Source organism: Pantoea sp. GW821-FHT03E06 (assembly GCF_059420725.1).
Genome location: NZ_JBWKUG010000001.1, coordinates 3,583,666 through 3,599,719, shown reverse-complemented (window position 1 = coordinate 3,599,719; position 16,054 = coordinate 3,583,666). Strand labels below are relative to the sequence as shown.

Annotated in this window: 19 protein-coding genes and 1 tRNA gene; 14 read left to right on the top strand and 6 right to left on the bottom strand. The window is 52.5% G+C overall.

Annotated elements, in window-relative coordinates:
• The first annotated feature begins 9 nt into the window (after positions 1 to 9).
• Positions 10 to 1,128, top strand: coding sequence for a DGQHR domain-containing protein (locus AC07WB_RS16640; RefSeq protein WP_494940872.1), 1,119 nt, complete (start codon positions 10 to 12; stop codon positions 1,126 to 1,128).
• Positions 1,128 to 1,892 carry a hypothetical protein gene (locus tag AC07WB_RS16635; protein WP_494940871.1) on the top strand — a complete coding sequence of 255 codons (765 nt, stop codon included), beginning with the start codon at positions 1,128 to 1,130 and terminating at the stop codon, positions 1,890 to 1,892. Before AC07WB_RS16640 ends, AC07WB_RS16635 begins: the two co-directional genes overlap by 1 nt.
• 35 nt (positions 1,893 to 1,927) lie before the next feature.
• Here the strand turns inward: AC07WB_RS16635 and AC07WB_RS16630 are convergent, their stop codons facing one another.
• Together AC07WB_RS16630 and AC07WB_RS16625 are read right to left on the bottom strand one after the other, a co-directional pair.
• Complete coding sequence (locus tag AC07WB_RS16630; RefSeq protein ID WP_494940870.1) at positions 1,928 to 2,335, bottom strand: tail fiber assembly protein; 408 nt, start codon at positions 2,333 to 2,335, stop codon at positions 1,928 to 1,930.
• Positions 2,336 to 2,704, bottom strand: coding sequence for a gp53-like domain-containing protein (locus AC07WB_RS16625; RefSeq protein ID WP_494940869.1), 369 nt, complete (start codon positions 2,702 to 2,704; stop codon positions 2,336 to 2,338).
• Positions 2,705 to 2,764: 60 nt separating this feature from the next.
• Between AC07WB_RS16625 and AC07WB_RS16620 the strand changes: the two genes are divergently transcribed.
• The 9 genes from AC07WB_RS16620 (at position 2,765) to AC07WB_RS16580 (ending at position 10,049) form a co-directional block, all read left to right on the top strand.
• Positions 2,765 to 3,343 carry a recombinase family protein gene (locus tag AC07WB_RS16620; RefSeq protein WP_494940868.1) on the top strand — a complete coding sequence of 193 codons (579 nt, stop codon included), beginning with the start codon at positions 2,765 to 2,767 and terminating at the stop codon, positions 3,341 to 3,343.
• 80 nt (positions 3,344 to 3,423) lie between these two features.
• A complete protein-coding gene (locus AC07WB_RS16615; RefSeq protein ID WP_494940867.1) occupies positions 3,424 to 4,593 on the top strand; it encodes a phage tail sheath protein in 1,170 nt (389 codons plus the stop codon).
• Positions 4,594 to 4,605: 12 nt separating this feature from the next.
• A complete protein-coding gene (locus tag AC07WB_RS16610; protein WP_010246672.1) occupies positions 4,606 to 5,115 on the top strand; it encodes a phage major tail tube protein in 510 nt (169 codons plus the stop codon).
• A 58-nt stretch (positions 5,116 to 5,173) separates the two neighbouring features.
• Positions 5,174 to 5,452 (top strand): phage tail assembly protein, encoded by a 279-nt coding sequence (locus AC07WB_RS16605; protein ID WP_031594560.1) that lies wholly within the window; start codon positions 5,174 to 5,176, stop codon positions 5,450 to 5,452.
• Positions 5,453 to 5,484: 32 nt separating this feature from the next.
• Positions 5,485 to 5,610 (top strand): GpE family phage tail protein, encoded by a 126-nt coding sequence (locus AC07WB_RS16600; protein ID WP_071778604.1) that lies wholly within the window; start codon positions 5,485 to 5,487, stop codon positions 5,608 to 5,610.
• Positions 5,600 to 8,062, top strand: coding sequence for a phage tail tape measure protein (locus AC07WB_RS16595; RefSeq protein WP_494940866.1), 2,463 nt, complete (start codon positions 5,600 to 5,602; stop codon positions 8,060 to 8,062). Before AC07WB_RS16600 ends, AC07WB_RS16595 begins: the two co-directional genes overlap by 11 nt.
• A 3-nt stretch (positions 8,063 to 8,065) precedes the next feature.
• Positions 8,066 to 8,593: a phage tail protein gene (locus AC07WB_RS16590; protein WP_494940865.1), complete on the top strand. Its 528-nt coding sequence runs from the start codon at positions 8,066 to 8,068 to the stop codon at positions 8,591 to 8,593.
• Positions 8,590 to 9,762 carry a phage late control D family protein gene (locus AC07WB_RS16585; protein ID WP_494940864.1) on the top strand — a complete coding sequence of 391 codons (1,173 nt, stop codon included), beginning with the start codon at positions 8,590 to 8,592 and terminating at the stop codon, positions 9,760 to 9,762. Before AC07WB_RS16590 ends, AC07WB_RS16585 begins: the two co-directional genes overlap by 4 nt.
• Before the next feature lie 68 nt (positions 9,763 to 9,830).
• Positions 9,831 to 10,049, top strand: coding sequence for an ogr/Delta-like zinc finger family protein (locus AC07WB_RS16580; RefSeq protein ID WP_010678536.1), 219 nt, complete (start codon positions 9,831 to 9,833; stop codon positions 10,047 to 10,049).
• Positions 10,050 to 10,096: 47 nt separating this feature from the next.
• Here AC07WB_RS16580 and AC07WB_RS16575 read toward each other — a convergent pair whose 3' ends face one another.
• From AC07WB_RS16575 to AC07WB_RS16565, 3 genes are all read right to left on the bottom strand, one after another.
• Complete coding sequence (locus tag AC07WB_RS16575) at positions 10,097 to 10,504, bottom strand: hypothetical protein (RefSeq protein ID WP_494940863.1); 408 nt, start codon at positions 10,502 to 10,504, stop codon at positions 10,097 to 10,099.
• Between the two features lie 157 nt (positions 10,505 to 10,661).
• Positions 10,662 to 10,737: transfer RNA gene (locus AC07WB_RS16570), tRNA-Ile, on the bottom strand.
• A 187-nt stretch (positions 10,738 to 10,924) separates the two neighbouring features.
• Complete coding sequence (locus AC07WB_RS16565; protein WP_400458297.1) at positions 10,925 to 11,710, bottom strand: SDR family NAD(P)-dependent oxidoreductase; 786 nt, start codon at positions 11,708 to 11,710, stop codon at positions 10,925 to 10,927.
• 133 nt (positions 11,711 to 11,843) lie between these two features.
• Here AC07WB_RS16565 and AC07WB_RS16560 point away from each other — a divergent pair, with 133 nt between their 5' ends.
• From AC07WB_RS16560 to AC07WB_RS16550, 3 genes are all read left to right on the top strand, one after another.
• A complete protein-coding gene (locus AC07WB_RS16560) occupies positions 11,844 to 12,431 on the top strand; it encodes a TetR/AcrR family transcriptional regulator (protein ID WP_400458298.1) in 588 nt (195 codons plus the stop codon).
• Positions 12,428 to 12,943 carry a G/U mismatch-specific DNA glycosylase gene (gene mug / locus AC07WB_RS16555; protein WP_097095966.1) on the top strand — a complete coding sequence of 172 codons (516 nt, stop codon included), beginning with the start codon at positions 12,428 to 12,430 and terminating at the stop codon, positions 12,941 to 12,943. Before AC07WB_RS16560 ends, mug begins: the two co-directional genes overlap by 4 nt.
• 89 nt (positions 12,944 to 13,032) lie before the next feature.
• On the top strand, positions 13,033 to 13,791 hold the full coding sequence (locus AC07WB_RS16550; protein WP_494940862.1) for a substrate-binding domain-containing protein: 759 nt from the start codon (positions 13,033 to 13,035) through the stop codon (positions 13,789 to 13,791).
• 48 nt (positions 13,792 to 13,839) lie between these two features.
• Here AC07WB_RS16550 and rpoD read toward each other — a convergent pair whose 3' ends face one another.
• Complete coding sequence (gene rpoD / locus AC07WB_RS16545) at positions 13,840 to 15,681, bottom strand: RNA polymerase sigma factor RpoD (protein WP_097095968.1); 1,842 nt, start codon at positions 15,679 to 15,681, stop codon at positions 13,840 to 13,842.
• Positions 15,682 to 16,054: the final 373 nt, after the last annotated feature.

The window sequence follows — 16,054 nt, the reverse complement described above, 5'->3', positions numbered from 1 at the left end:
ATTATTCTTATGTTTTTTAAGCTACGTGAGCATTTTGCTGATTATTTTCGAAATAACGAAGTTTTAGTAGTTGTAGAATCATTAAAAGGAAAAGGTGATAGTGTGATTATCAATGAAATTATTAACATAAAACAAGCTCATAGAAATTTCATATTGACAAGCATGTCTGCAAAAACTCTTAGCGATATTACTTATACAGCAGTTAGAGGCGTTGACGATGAGGTTGGGGCTGTACAGCGAATTTTGATTGAAAGAAGAATAAAAGGAATAAAGGAATTTGTTCTTTCAGGGGGCGACTTCCCTGCAGCCATTGTACTTAACTGGACGAGTACAGATAGCTTTCAGATAAAAGATACTTCGATTGAGTTTGAGATTAAAAACCGATCAGCTCAAATAATAGATGGACAACATAGAGTGGCTGGAATAAAAGCTGCTATAAAAGAGGACTCAAGTCTTGAGAACCTCCAGATTCCTGTTGTAATATACTTAAATCTAACAACAAAAGAATGTGCTGACATATTTTTAGCTATCAACACTGAGCAAAAGCCTGCGCCACGCAGTTTGGTTTATGATTTGTATGGAATCAGTTCTGATACTACGCTTGACCCAGCATCTTCCAGAGCAAGAGATATTGCTGAATACCTAAACAAAGAAGAGACTTCACCCTATTTTGGGAAAATAAAGTTCCCGGGTGAGAAAAGACGTAAAGGAGGGATTGCGCTTTCAACAGCTGTAAGTGCTATTAAACCTTTGGTAGAAGAAAAGGCTATATTTGAACAGGTAGGAATAACTGAGCTGTCTCTTCAGTTCAAATGCTTTTATAACTATTTTTCGGCAATTGCTAACGATTATGAAGAAAGCTGGGATTCGAGCTCTAATGCATTCCAGTTCGCAGCAGGTTTTAGTGCAGCATGTGAATTCTATGTCACTAAAATAATACCGTATTGCACGCAAAAGAAATCGTTTGAGCAAGGAACCATTGAGGAAGTACTTAACATTAGACAAAACGGTTTAATTAAACAGGATGAGGTGAGTAAAATATCAGGAAAAGAAGCTATCCGGGTGATTATTGACAGGCTGGATAAGTCTTTTGAACCTAAAGTAGAACAAAAGGAGCTTAGATTCTAATGCATCATGCTCAGGTATGCATAAATGGGAAGTTTAACCTCAATGCAGGCAATTTATCTACAATTGGAAATTGCGTCTTAACAGGCCCAGCGGCAACTGAGCTAGACAAGTGCCTTAAAAATGATGCAATTAATTACCTCTATTCTGCGCTTATCTCATATGCTGAAGCTATAAAAGGAGTTGAGGCTGGCTTTTTTAGTTGGGCGACGGTCAAACTCTATTATTGCGCGTTTTATTCTTTAAGGGCGATGCTTTCGGTTGATGGTTTGTGTATTTTTTATGTGGGTTCAAAAGGATTTTCTATCAAGGTTAGGCAGGGAGAGTTTCCGACAAAAGCTAGTGGAACAACTCATAAATTAGTTATGAGTCTGTTTAAGAAAAACAATAGCTCAAGCCCTTTTGTTACTCAAGAAATTGACATGAATGAGCCATTTGACTGGCTTATGATGAAAAGAGAAGAAGCGAACTACAAGAATGGGCGCTTTACTGAACCCGGAATGCCTATTATTTTCAATAAGTCTTCGGTTGGTTTGCAGGTCTTGCTTAAAGAGTATATTTTGGATAGTGAGAAAAAATACTGCTTTGATAGTGATCATGCCGTACTTGCATTGCCACTGGAGATAATGAAAGAGGCTTTAAATAAACTGAAGATGAATACAAACTTTAGGCTTAACACTAATGATGTGAGGTATCTGAAAAGCTTGTTAAGAGTCTCAGGAAATCCTGTGGTAGAGTTCCAAAAGTTGATAGATGACTTGAAGTAACCTTCAGGGGTAAGGGGTTGCCAGCCCCTTTCTCATTAAATATTCACAGGCTGTGTGGGCCAAAGAATTCTTTCAGTATTTTCTACATTTATCCGCATTAACATCACGCGGTATTTTTTCAATTCTGCTAACGTGTTTTTTTCTTCCTCGGTTGCTATATCCGTATCCACAGCATCCTGACGCCAGTTAATTTCAGAATCAACCGCTATGCGCAGTTGATTTTTTTTCTGTTCAGCCTGTGCTATGAGTACTTCGCGTGTTGGTGCTAACTGCTCTTTTAGGCAAGGCTGCAAATCAGCACCGCAGGCAATCAGCTTGCCTTCTGCCTGTCCGGCCAATAAATCAGACCATGCCTGATCAGTAATATTAATCGCATCGCCTGGGATCTCCTTGTTGATGGCGGTATCGTAAAAGGCATTATTTGAGGGCGAATATTTTTTCATTTAAATTCCTAATGCTATCCACCAAATACCCTGCATAGTGGTATCCGGGCCGGAGTTTGTAAGAGAAAAAGACGACTTATCACGAAACTGCACACCTACTGCGTATTCCCCTTTACTCGGAATCGAAGATCCTTTATTAGCAACAAGTGATAATCCGGCGCTTGGAAACGACACAGGGAGCGTAACTATCGTGGTTGACTGCTGTGCAAAGCTGCCACTCCCCCATTGCAGGATCAGGCCGTTCGGGAATTTGCAGTATCCGTTACCGCCTTTCACAATCGTGAAGAAACTCATATCAGGCAGTTGTCCGCCGCCATTTCCGACCGTCTTTTTTGCTGCGTCGCCTAAACCGAGATTTCTGAGAAACAAACGCCTGGCCCTGCGCCGGGCCGCACTGGCACACTTGCGGCCATTTGCGGAGAGATCAGGGTGCTGATTGGTTACATTCGGGTATCAACAAATGACCAGAACACGGATTTACAGCGGGTTGCGTTACAGAGCGCAGAATGTGAGCTGATCTTCGAGGACAGGATAAGCGGAAAAACGAGTGAAAGGCCGGGACTGAAAAAGGCGCTGCGCTGCCTGCAGCCCGGCGACACGTTGATCGTGTGGAAGCTCGACCGGCTCGGCAGGAGTATGCGCCACCTGGTCATGCTGACGGAGGAGCTGCGCGAACGTGGCGTTAACTTTCGCAGTCTGACCGACAGTATTGATACCAGCACGCCGATGGGGCGGTTTTTCTTTCACGTCATGGGGGCGCTGGCTGAGATGGAGCGCGAGCTGATAATAGAGCGCACGCGCGCCGGGCTGGCCGCTGCGCGGGATAAAGGGCGCATCGGCGGCAGGCGTCGCGTAATGACGCCGGACGTTATCGGCCGCGCTGAAAGAATGCTGGCGAACGGCGCAACACTGCAGCAGATCGCCCTTGTGCTGGAGGTATCAGTAAAAACCCTTTACCGGTACATTCCGGCCGAGAGGCAGCGCCAGATTATTAATTCTGTCTGCTGACTGACCAGCAAACCCCCATCAGATGCACTGCAAAACCTGACCTGACACCCTGAGCACACCCTCAAAACGGAGTGCATCAGATGTCTGATTATCATCATGGTGTCCGCGTCGTCGAAGTTAACGACGGCACGCGCACCATTACAACCGTATCAACTGCAATCGTCGGCATGGTCTGCACTGCGCAGGATGCGGACGCGGCAACCTTTCCGCTCAATACGCCGGTACTTATCACCAACGTGCAGGCAGCTGTCGGCAAGGCCGGTAAAAAAGGCACGCTTGCCGCTGCGCTGCAGGCCATTGCTGACCAGTCAAAACCCGTGACCGTCATCGTGCGCGTCGCTGAAGGTGCAGACGAAGCCGAAACCACGTCCAATATCATCGGCGGCACGGATGAAAGCGGCCAGTATACCGGCATGAAAGCGCTGCTCGCCGCGCAGACCCAGCTCGATGTGAAGCCGCGCATCCTCGGCGTGCCGGGACTGGATTCACTGCCAGTGGCAACCGCGCTTGCCAGCATTGCGGAGCAGCTGCGCGCCTTTGCCTATGTGTCAGCATGGGAATGTAAAACCATTTCCGAAGCCCGCCTGTACCGCCAGAACTTCAGCCAGCGCGAAATCATGGTTATCTGGCCTGATTTCGTTGCATGGAACACCGCAACCAGTAAATCCGATACCGCCTTTGCGACCGGGCGCGCGCTGGGCCTGCGTGCCAAAATCGACAACGACACCGGCTGGCATAAAACCCTGTCTAACGTCGGCGTAAACGGCGTGACCGGGATTTCCGCATCGGTGTTCTGGGATCTGCAGCAAACCGGCACCGACGCCGACCTGCTCAATGAGGCCGACGTCACCACGCTGATCCGTAAAGACGGTTTCCGCTTCTGGGGCAACCGCACCTGCAGTGATGACCCGCTGTTTCAGTTTGAGAACTACACCCGCACGGCGCAGGTGCTGGCCGACACGATGGCCGAGGCGCACATGTGGGCGGTTGATAAGCCGCTTACGCCGGTTCTGGTGCGCGAGATTATCGCGGGCATCAATGCGAAATTCCGCGAGCTGGTTAACGCCGGTTATCTGCTGGGTGCATCTGCCTGGTATGACGAAAGCGCCAACGATAAAGACACCCTGAAGGCGGGCAAGCTCTTTATCGATTACGACTATACGCCGGTTCCGCCGCTGGAAGACCTGACGCTGCGCCAGCGCATCACCGACACCTATCTGGCGAACTTCGCCGCATCCGTAAACAGCTGAGGAGCCGGATAAATGGCACTGCCACGCAAACTGAAGGGCATGAACCTTTTTAATAACGCCAACAGCTATCAGGGCGTCGTCACCGCCGTGACCCTGCCGAAGCTGGCGCGCAAGCTCGACCCGTTCCGCGCAGGCGGCATGAGCGGCGCGGCCTTTATCGATAACGGTCTGGAAGATGACGCGCTCGATGTTGAATGGAGCATCGGCGGCATCGATGAGCTGGTTCTCACGCAATGGGGTGCGTCTGACATTCCCCTGCGCTTTACCGGCTCTTACCAGCGCGACGATACAGGCGAGGAAATCGCGGTAGAGATTGAGGTGCGCGGTAAGCATCAGTCGTTTGATTTTGGCGAAGCCAAGCAGGGTGAAGATACCGAAACCAAAATCACCTCCAAAAACACCTATTACAAGCTGACCTTTAACGGCAAAGAGCTGATCGAAATCGACACCATCAACATGGTGGAGAAGGTCAACGGCGTTGACCGGCTGGAACAGCGCCGTAAAAACCTCGGCCTGGTATAAATCCTGACGCCAGCGCAAGTCGCTGGCTTTACCTGACTACAGTGAACAGAGAACAATCATGGAAAAGAAAGATAACGTTGTTGAGTTTGAAACCCCGCTGATGCGCGGTGAAACCGAAATCAAAAGCGTGGAGCTGATTAAGCCGAATGCCGGTAGTCTGCGCGGCGTGCGCCTGGCTGATCTGTGCCAGTCGGATGTTGACTCCCTGCTGACCGTGCTGCCCCGCATTACCCTGCCAGCACTGACTAAGGCCGAATGTAACGCCCTTGATCCGGTTGACCTGATTGCGCTGGGCGGCAAGGTGATTGGTTTTTTGCAGTCGAAGTCGGACGAATAGACTGGCCGCACGGCCTGACGGTCAATGACCTGATGGCCGACATTGCCACGATATTTCACTGGCAACCTTCCGAGATGTACGACATGCCGCTGGCCGAGCTGATGGGCTGGCGGCATAAAGCCTTTATCCGCAGCGGAGCAACCCCGGATGAGCAATAACCTCAAGGTTCAGGTGCTGCTGAATGCGGTAGACAAAGCCTCGCGCCCCTTCAAAGCCGTACAGACCGCAGCCAAAAATCTTTCGTCTGACATACGCCAGACGCAGACGACGATTAAGGAACTGGACGCGCAGGCGGGGAAAATTGATGGCTTCCGCAAGGCCAGTGCGCAGCTGGCCGTCACGCAGCAGAGCCTCAAAGACGCAAAGCAGGAGGTAGCAGCGCTGGCCGTGCAGTTTAAAAACACGGAACGCCCGACGACACAGCAGGCCCGCGCACTGGAAAAAGCCCGTCAGGCAGCGTCTGAGCTGCAGACGAAGTCCAACAGCCTGCGCCTTTCGGTGCAGCAGCAGCGCGAGGTACTTAACGCAGCGGGGATTTCCACTAAAACCCTGAGCAGCGAGCAGCAGCGACTGAGAACCGCCTCGGCGCAGGCGACCGTCAGCCTGAGCCGTCAGAAAATGGAGCTGCAGCGGCTGAATGCACAGCAGGAGCGGCTGAACCAGACAAGCGAGCGCTACCGTAAAGGGCAGGAGTTGTCGGGCAAGGTGCGCAATATGGGCGCGGCCGGTATCGGTGCGGCAACGGTCGGCGGCATGGCGGCAACCTCGCTGCTGATGCCGGGCTTTGAGTTTGCACAGAAGAATTCCGAACTGCAGGCCGTGCTCGGTGTAGCAAAAGACTCAAAGGAAATGAAAGCCCTGTCTGCGCAGGCGCGCCAGCTCGGTGATACAACCGCCGCCTCTGCCGATGATGCGGCAGGCGCGCAAATCGTTATCGCCAAAGGCGGCGGCGATGCCGCTGCCGTTGAGGCGGTTACGCCGGTTACGCTCAATATGGCACTGGCAAATAAGCGCACGATGGAGGAAAACGCCGGGCTGCTGATGGGGATGAAATCAGCTTTCCAGCTCTCAAACGATAAGGTTGCACACATCGGCGACGTGCTTTCGATGACACTGAATAAAACGGCTTCTGACTTTGACGGGCTGAGTGATGCGCTGACCTACGTCGCCCCGGTAGCAAAAAATGCAGGCGTCAGTATCGAGCAGGCGGCAGCAATGATCGGCGCTCTGCATGACGGGAAAATCACCGGCTCAATGGCCGGTACCGGAAGCCGAGCTGTGCTGAGCAGGCTGCAGGCTCCTACCGGCGAATCATTTAAAGCTATCAAAGAGCTGGGAATTAAGACCGCAGACGGCAAAGGAAATACCCGCCCGATCTTCACCATCCTGAAAGAAATGCAGGCAAGTTTTGATCGTCACAAGCTGGGAACAGGCCAGCGCGCCGAGTACATGAAAACCATCTTCGGCGAGGAGGCCAGCTCATCGGCCGCCCTGCTGATGACTGCAGCCTCAACCGGCAAACTCGACCAGCTGACCGCCGAGTTTAAAGCCTCTGATGGCAAAACTGCCGAGCTGGTCCAGGTCATGCAGGATAACCTCGGCGGCGATCTGAAAGAGCTGCAGTCTGCGTATGAGGCTATCGGCACCGACCTGTTTGATCAGAACGACGGCAGCCTGCGTACACTTACCCAGGACACAGCAGCACTGCTGCTGACGGTTGATAACTGGATTAAAGCTAACCCTGAGCTGGCAGGCGGTATCGCAAAAGTGGTAATGGGCGGGCTGTTGCTGGCCGGGGCGCTGGGCGCTATCGGGCTGGTTGCCTGGCCGGTGATTGCGGGCGTAAATACCCTGATTGCCGGGGCGGGCTTCCTCGGTACGGCATTCAGCATCGCGGGCGGAGCCATTATGGCCGCGCTCGGCGCTATCACGCTGCCGGTTATGGCCGTCGCGGCGGCAATCGTGGCCGGGGCGCTACTGGTGCGCAAATACTGGGAACCTATAAGCGCGTTTATCGCGGGCATGGCCGAAGGCTTCACTGCTGCGATGGGGCCGATCAGTGATTCCTTCGGTTCGCTGAAGCCGGTTTTTGAGTGGGTAGGTGGCAAGGTCAAAGAGCTTTGGGACTGGTTCGGCAAACTGCTGGAGCCGGTGAAATCCACGCAGACCGAGCTCGCCGCCGCCGGAGACATGGGTAAGAAGTTCGGCAACATGCTGGCCGAGGCGCTGAAAATTCCGGGACACGCACTCGATCAGCTGATGGGAGGCATTGACTGGGTGCTGGAAAAGCTCGGCATCATCGACACGAAATCCGATGGACTGAAAGACAAGGTGCCGTCGCCTGATCCGGTTGCGACAGGCGGTGCGGGCGCCGATACCGGCGGGCTGAAATACAACATCGCCTACGGTGGCGCGCCTTACCGGCCGGTTTCCTCACCATCAGCCGGGGGCGGATTCACCGACCGCAGCCAGAATACTTATCAGTATGAAATCAACATGCACAAGGGCATGACCAAAGACGACGCAATGGCGCTGATGGCGCAGCACCAGGCTAAAGAGCAGCGCAATCGTCAGGCGCAGAACCGCAGCAAAATGGGCTGGGAGGATTAACCGATGATGATGATTTACGGCATGATGCCGTTTATGCGACAGACCCTGCCTTACGGGGATATGCAGCAGAATATCGACTACCGCTGGCCCACTAACAGCCGGTTCGGGCAGCGACCGTCGGCGCAGTTTATCGGGCCGGGCGATGAAAAAATCACGCTATCCGGGGAGCTGCGCCCGGAAATCACGGGCGGCTCGCTGTCGCTCATGACAATCCGCCTGATGGCCGACGAGGGGATGGCGTGGCCGCTGATTGGCGGCAGCGGCATGATTTACGGCATGTACGTGATCGAGAGTATTTCTAACACCTTCAGTGAGTTCTACCCCAACGGCACGGCCAGCAAAATCATGTTTACGCTGAGCCTGAAACGCGTTGATGAGTCGCTCACCTCCATGTTTGGCGATCTGAAAAAGCAGGCTGACGGGCTTATCAGCGGCTCCGCCAGTCTGCCAGGTCAGCTTACGTCAGCAATCGACGGCGTGAGGTCGGCGGCCGGTAGCCTGATTTCAACCGCAGGGGGGCTGCTCGGATGATCGGGATAAGCAGCCTGCCGGTGCAGGCCGGGGCGCGGCTGACGCCGGATTTCATGCTGAAGGTTAATTCTAATGACGTCACAACCAACATCCGGGATCGCCTTATCTCGATGACGCTGACCGACAATCGCGGCTTTGAAGCTGACCAGCTGGATATTGAGCTGGACGACGCCGACGGGCAGCTGGCGATGCCGGTACGCGGCGCAGTGATAACGCTGTTTCTCGGCTGGAAAGGACAGACGCTTTTCGGTAAAGGCAATTTCACCGTTGATGAGGTTGAGCATCATGGTGCGCCGGACACCATGACAATTCGCGCGCGCAGTGCCGATTTTCGTGGCTCGCTCAATTCCCGCCGGGAGGTGTCCTATCACGACACCACCCTGGGGGAAGTCGTCACGCAGATAGCCGCGCGCAATAACCTAAAGCCCATGCTGGCTGATGGGTTCGCCGGAATTGCCGTAGCGCACATTGACCAGACGCAGGAAACAGACGCTAAATTCCTGACGCGACTCGCCACGCTTTATGGTGCGGTTGCGGCAGTGAAGGCCGGGCGGCTTCTGTTTATAAAGCCCGGTAACGGCGTCACCGCCAGCGGCAAGCCCATTCCGCAGATGACGATCACGCGGCAGGATGGCGACCGGCACAGCTTCAGCATTGCTGACCGTGGCGCATATACCGGCGTATCAGCGAGCTGGCTGCATACCAAAGAACCTAAGCCTAAGAAAGTTAAGGTAAAGCGAAAGCCGAAAGAAAAGCATCTGCGCGCGCTGGAGCACCCGGCGGCAAAAAAGAACAAGACGACCGCGACCAAAACGCCGGAGGCCAGCGAGGGGGATTATCTGGCTGGCACGGAAGACAACATATTCACGCTGACGACCGTGTATGCATCGAAAGCAGCCGCGATGCGGGCAGCAAAAGCAAAGTGGGATAAGCTGCAGCGCGGCGTCGCTGAGTTCTCGCTTACGCTTGCAATGGGGCGCGCCGACCTGTACCCGGAAACGCCTGTCAGGGTGAGCGGCTTTAAATCCGTGATTGATGCGCAGCCGTGGATAATCAGTAAGGTGACGCATAGTCTGAGCGGCAGCGGATATACTACGCAGATTGAATTTGAAGTCTTGCTCTCTGATGTAGAGTATCAGGCAGAATCAGACGAAGATGATTCACAATAAGTGAAAGTTGTTGCTCATTTTGGTATTTAAGGGTATTAAAGCTACGAGCTTACAGGGAGACGCCACCGATGATGCATTGTCCGTTATGCCAGACCGCCGCACACGCTAAAAGCAGCAGATACATTTCAAAAGAAACAAAAGAACGTTACCACCAGTGCCAGAACATCAATTGCAGCTGTTCTTTCAAAACGCACGAAACGTTAGCGATGATTATTGTAACGCCCGGCCAGGTGAATCGTGTGCCGATTTTCACCGGACATGAATCCCAGCCATCCTTGTTGCACTAATTTGAGCAGCAGAGAGAACCCCGCATTAGCGGGGTTTTTGGTGGGCGCTATTCGCTACCTTTGAAAACATGAGTATTGCCAAGTAGCAACGCAGTTGCGGGCTTATCCATCAATTTACCCATTTCATTACAGGTCGATAGCGGGTTTTCAAAAGAGTATCCGCTGGCTTTAAATTTGTTGGTTACGTTGATTGCCTTGATTTTTTTTAGGTAATCAACTGGTACGTCTTTTGTCCAGATAGGGGAGCATATCCCGCTGGAGGTAATTAATTTATAAGTTTCATCATCAATAGTGGCGGCAGGTATAACAACAGTTAGCTGGTCATCCTTAAGGCTGATTTCCGTTGGTTGCCAGGGCTTAAGTTTATTCTTGAGGGTGATCGCGTCTGAAGCTTGCGCCGCAGCAACTGAAGAGAACATTAACGCAGTGCTGATCAGGGCTAAATGTAATCGCATTATCAATCGTCCTTTTGAAGTGAGTATACCTAGCAAATCAATCGGGGGAGTAAGGTGGCGGTGAAAATGCACCGCCACTTTACCGCCACTCGAAATACCAGATACAAAAAAGCCGCTTCAATGAGCGGCTTAACTATATGTTTTTTATAGTAAAATTTGGTGGCCCCTGCTGGGTTTGAACCAGCGACCAAGCGATTATGAGTCGCCTGCTCTAACCACTGAGCTAAGGGGCCAGCGGAGCGGGGATTATAGAGTATCTTGATGGGGTGATCCAGAGTTCGCCATTTGGATGGTGAAAATTACAGCAATGGCTGACTCTTTGATCTCAAAAAGAAAAATCTATTATCCCACACGCTATCGATTATTAAGCGCTCAACCCTGATCGCTTTTTAAGACCAAACTGGTGCAAAAAGGCCGCCATTACGATAAATAGCGCGATGCAGGCTTGTTCAGCGAGATATACGGTAAAATGGCAATGCGTGCTTCGTCGTAGCGCTGCCACAGGCTGATATCCTCTACTGACGGAATCGTAACCAACTCACCCGCATCTAATCCGCTGAGCGCTGCGGATACCAAATCATCCACTTCCATCAGCATCTCCGCCGGAAGATCGTTGATAGATTTGCCTGCACGTTCGAAGATTTCGGTACGCGTTAAGCCTGGCAGCACCGCCTGCACTCGCACGCCGCTGTCGACAAGCTCACGGTTCATATTGCGCGTCAGAGAAAGCACGTAAGCTTTGCTGGCGTTATAGGCGCTGTTCGCGGATTCACTCACCAGCGCTAATACCGAAGCGATATTCACAATGGTGCCGCTGCGGCGAGCACGAAATACCTGCGCAGCACTGTGTGCGAGTTGGGTCAGTGCCGTGATATTTAATGTCAGCATCGTCTGGATCTGGGCAATGTCACCTTCAATAAATTCGCCTTCTACCGTCATACCGGCATTGTTCACCAGCATCGTAATCTGCGTATTTTCATGGATTTCACGGTCAACTTTCTGCAAGTCAGCGTGATGGGTGAGGTCTGCGGCTAATACGTTAACTTCCACGCCATGCTCATCGCGCAGAGACTGGGCCAGCGCATTGAGCCTGGCCGCATCGCGCGCCACCAGGATCAGGTTTGCGCCGCGTGCTGCCAGTTGTTTTGCATAGGTTGCGCCAATACCGCTTGAGGCGCCGGTGATCAAAGCCAGTTGTTGTGACATAGTGGTTTCCTTGAAATGATGGTTATCATATTTACGTGGTTAAATATGACGCCCATCATATTCGACGTCAAGCTAGAATATGATGCTCGTAATAATTACACTGATTGTCACTAACGATGAGCGGATAAATGAGATGGAAAAGCTGAGCCATAAAGCGCGTACGCGGCAGCGCATTTTGGATGAGGCCTCTGTGGCGATGCGCGAGAGCGGGACGGAAGGCATTGGTGTGGCGGCCCTGATGAAGCGCGCAGGGTTAACCCACGGCGGATTTTATGCCCACTTCGCCTCGCGTGAGGAGCTGGTGAAAGCCGTCATCTCTGAGATGTTTACAGACTCAGCGCGACGCTTCGCGGATATCACCGCGCTTCAGGATCCGGCACAGCGGCTTAATCAGCTGGTAGATAACTATCTGTCGGAGCATCATTGCCGCACGCCGGGTGAAGGCTGTCCGATGCCCGCGCTGGTGAGTGAAATGGCACATTTGCCAGAGGATACGCGCGCACTTTTTTCTCAGCGACGTGAAGCGGTGCGCCAGCGTTTAGTGCAGACGCTACAGGAGTTGCATCACCCGCAAGCGGATGAGGCCGCCACCAGTATGCTGGCAGAAATGGTTGGCGCTGTAGCGCTGGCACGAGCCTGCGCCGATGACGATGAAGCGCGCACTTTGCTGGCAATGAGCCGCCGTTCGGTGAAACAACGCGCTGGTCTGGAGACGATATGAGCGAGCATGATATTCGCGATATTGTCGCCCCCGATTTACAGGTGCTGTTTTGCGGCATCAATCCGGGCAAATCTTCGGCGCACACCGGTTTTCACTTTGCCCATCCAGGCAACCGCTTCTGGAAAGTGATTTATCAGGCCGGTTTTACACGTGAGCTACTCAAGCCTGAGCAGGAGCAGCGGCTACTGGAAACGGGCTGTGGCATCACAATGCTGGTTGAGCGTCCCACGGTGCAGGCGAATGAGCTTGATGGTCATGAGCTGCGCGACGGCGGCACGCGGCTACAGCAAAAGATCCTGCATTATCAGCCGCGTGCGTTGGCGGTATTGGGGAAAGAGGCTTTCCAGAAAGCGTTTCGACAGCGCAAAGTGGAGTGGGGTGAGCAGCCGCAAACTTTCGGCGCAACGCGTTTATGGGTGCTGCCAAATCCGAGCGGCTTAAACCGCGCAACGCTAGAGGAGATGGTTGCATCCTATCGTCAACTGCATGATTGGTTACAGAAAAAAGCGTGAGCTCGCTCCGTTAAGTGTGGTCCGAGCGTTGTATCCCTCCGCGAACCTGTCTAAACCCAATCCTTTATGGCAATAAAAGGTGAGGGCAGATGAAACACATGATTGCGCTGGCAACACTACTGCTGGCGACACAAAGCGGTGTGCAGGCCGCAACGCTTAAGGTGTTCAGTTCCGGCGGAATGTATCCGGTGATTGAAAGCCTGAAACAGGATTATCAGCAAAAAACCGGTAACAGTATTCAACTGGAAGCGGCGCCTTCCATGGGAGCTACGCCGCAAGCCATTCCCAATCGTCTTAAACGCCACGATAGCGCCGATGTGTTAGTGATGGTTGATTACGCTATCAAACCGCTCGAGCAGGCCAATTGGGTGGATAGCCACAGCCATCAGGTTCTGGCGCATTCGTATATTGCCATGGCGGTGAAGCAGGGCAGCGGGCAGCCGGATATCAGCAGCGTCGCTAAATTCAAACAGGCGCTAACTGAGGCATCGAGTATTGCGGTGTCCGATAGCGCTAGCGGCAAATATATCCAAACCAAAATGCTGGGTAAGCTGGCATTGGGTGCTGAAACCGCAAAAAAAATAGCGGTGATCCCGGCAACGCCGGTCGGTGAAGCTGTCGCTCAGGGCAAAGCGGAACTGGGTTTTCAGCAGAACAGTGAATTAAAAGCGGTGCAGGGCATTACTATAGTGGGACTGATTCCGCAGGCTGTGCAGCAGGATACGCTGTATGGCGCGGTGATCACGCGTGACACGCAGCAAAAGCGAGCGGCGGCGCAGTTTGTGAAGTATTTGCAAAGCGATAAAGCGCGCCAGATGATGCAGGAAAAAGGTTTAACGCCGTACTGATGGCAATAAAAAACCCCGGCAAGCCGGGGTTTTTCGTCTCGACATCGATTAATCGTCGAGGAAGCTACGCAGCACTTCAGAGCGGCTTGGATGACGCAGCTTACGCAGCGCCTTGGCTTCGATCTGACGAATACGCTCACGCGTAACGTCAAACTGTTTGCCGACCTCTTCCAGCGTATGGTCGGTGTTCATATCGATACCGAAACGCATACGCAGAACTTTCGCTTCACGCGCTGTCAAACCAGCCAACACATCGTGGGTGGCTGAGCGCAGGCTTTCCGAGGTAGCGGAATCCAGCGGCAGCTCCAGCGTGGTGTCTTCGATAAAATCGCCCAGATGCGAATCTTCATCATCACCAATCGGCGTCTCCATCGAGATAGGCTCTTTAGCGATTTTCAGCACTTTGCGGATCTTATCTTCTGGCATCAACATGCGTTCGGCCAGCTCTTCCGGCGTCGGCTCACGACCCATCTCTTGCAGCATCTGACGCGAGATACGATTGAGTTTGTTGATGGTCTCAATCATATGCACCGGGATACGGATGGTACGTGCCTGGTCCGCGATGGAACGGGTGATAGCCTGACGAATCCACCAGGTGGCGTAAGTTGAGAACTTATAACCACGACGGTATTCAAACTTATCAACCGCTTTCATCAGGCCGATGTTGCCTTCCTGAATCAAATCGAGGAACTGCAGACCACGGTTGGTGTATTTCTTCGCGATAGAAATAACCAGACGTAAGTTTGCTTCAACCATCTCTTTCTTCGCACGACGCGCTTTCGCCTCGCCGATAGACATACGACGGTTAATGTCTTTCACCTGCTCGATGGTCAAGCCGGTTTCTTCTTCGATCTGCTGCAGTTTGTACAGCGAACGCATCACATCATCTTCGACTTCCAGCAGCTTCTCTGACCATGGTTTGTTCATGGCCAGTGCGGCTTTAAACCAGCTTGGGCTGGTCTCGTTGCCGGTAAACAACGTGATGAAGTTTTTCTTCGGCATTTTGCACAGTTCAATACACAGCTTCATGATCAGGCGCTCTTGCGTACGCACGCGCTCCATCATTTCACGCATATTGTTTACCAGGTAATCGAATTGCTTCGGTACCAGGCGGAACTGTTTAAACACTTCAGACAGATTTTGGATTTCAGCAACGGCGTCCGCGTGGCTGCGGCCTTTGGCTTTGATGACGGTACGCGTGGTTTCATACTGCGTACGCAGGTCGCCAAACTTCTCGCGAGCCAGTTCTGGATCGATGGAGTTGTCATCGTCAGAGCTGTCATCATCCTCTTCGTCTTCTTCTTCATCATCATCGCGATCTTCCTGCGATAACTCAGAACCAACGTGAGTTGCGGTCGGCGCAATATCTTCTTCCGCGTTAGGATCGATGAAGCCGATGATTAAATCGGACAGGCGAGAGTCGCCCGCTTCTACGCGATCGTACTGATCGAGCAGATAGGTGATCGCTTCCGGATATTCGGCAACAGAGCATTGAACCTGGTTGATACCGTCTTCGATGCGCTTAGCGATGTCAATTTCGCCTTCGCGCGTCAGCAGTTCAACGGTACCCATTTCACGCATATACATGCGCACCGGGTCGGTGGTACGGCCAATTTCAGATTCAACACTGGATAAAACCTGAGCGGCGGCTTCTGCGGCATCTTCGTCAGTGTCGGAGCTGTTCTCATTCAGGATCAGATCATCGGCATCAGGCGCTTCTTCTACGACCTGAATACCCATGTCATTAATCATCTGAATGATGTCTTCGATCTGATCGGAGTCGACGATATCTTCCGGCAGATGGTCATTGACCTCAGCATAGGTCAGATAGCCTTGCTCCTTACCACGGGTGACAAGTAGCTTAAGCTGTGACTGCGGGTTTTGCTCCATAAGACGGTATCCACACTTCTGTTAATTAGATTGGTGTCGGTCGGCGGCGAGCCAACTATAACAGTGAAGGCGTTGTGTTTTTGCCGCTGCCTACATCGCGGCCAGGGCTTTTGCCCTTCTATATTCGGCACTTAAGCCGCTTTTGTTCTTTCTGGGCCTGGCTTACTTGCCATTTTCGTCCCCGGCAGTGCTCGCACTCCTCACGTACTTTAGTACGCTCCGGGTGCTGCGCGCTGGCGGTAACGAAACTGGCTTCAACGCCTAGGGCCCTAATAGGGTGATGTTTCCGGCTTCGCTTATCGCGTCTAATAATCCGGAAATGACTGAGCCAAAATGCGGTTTTTAACGTGCTTGCAGTTCTGACCCAGTAAAA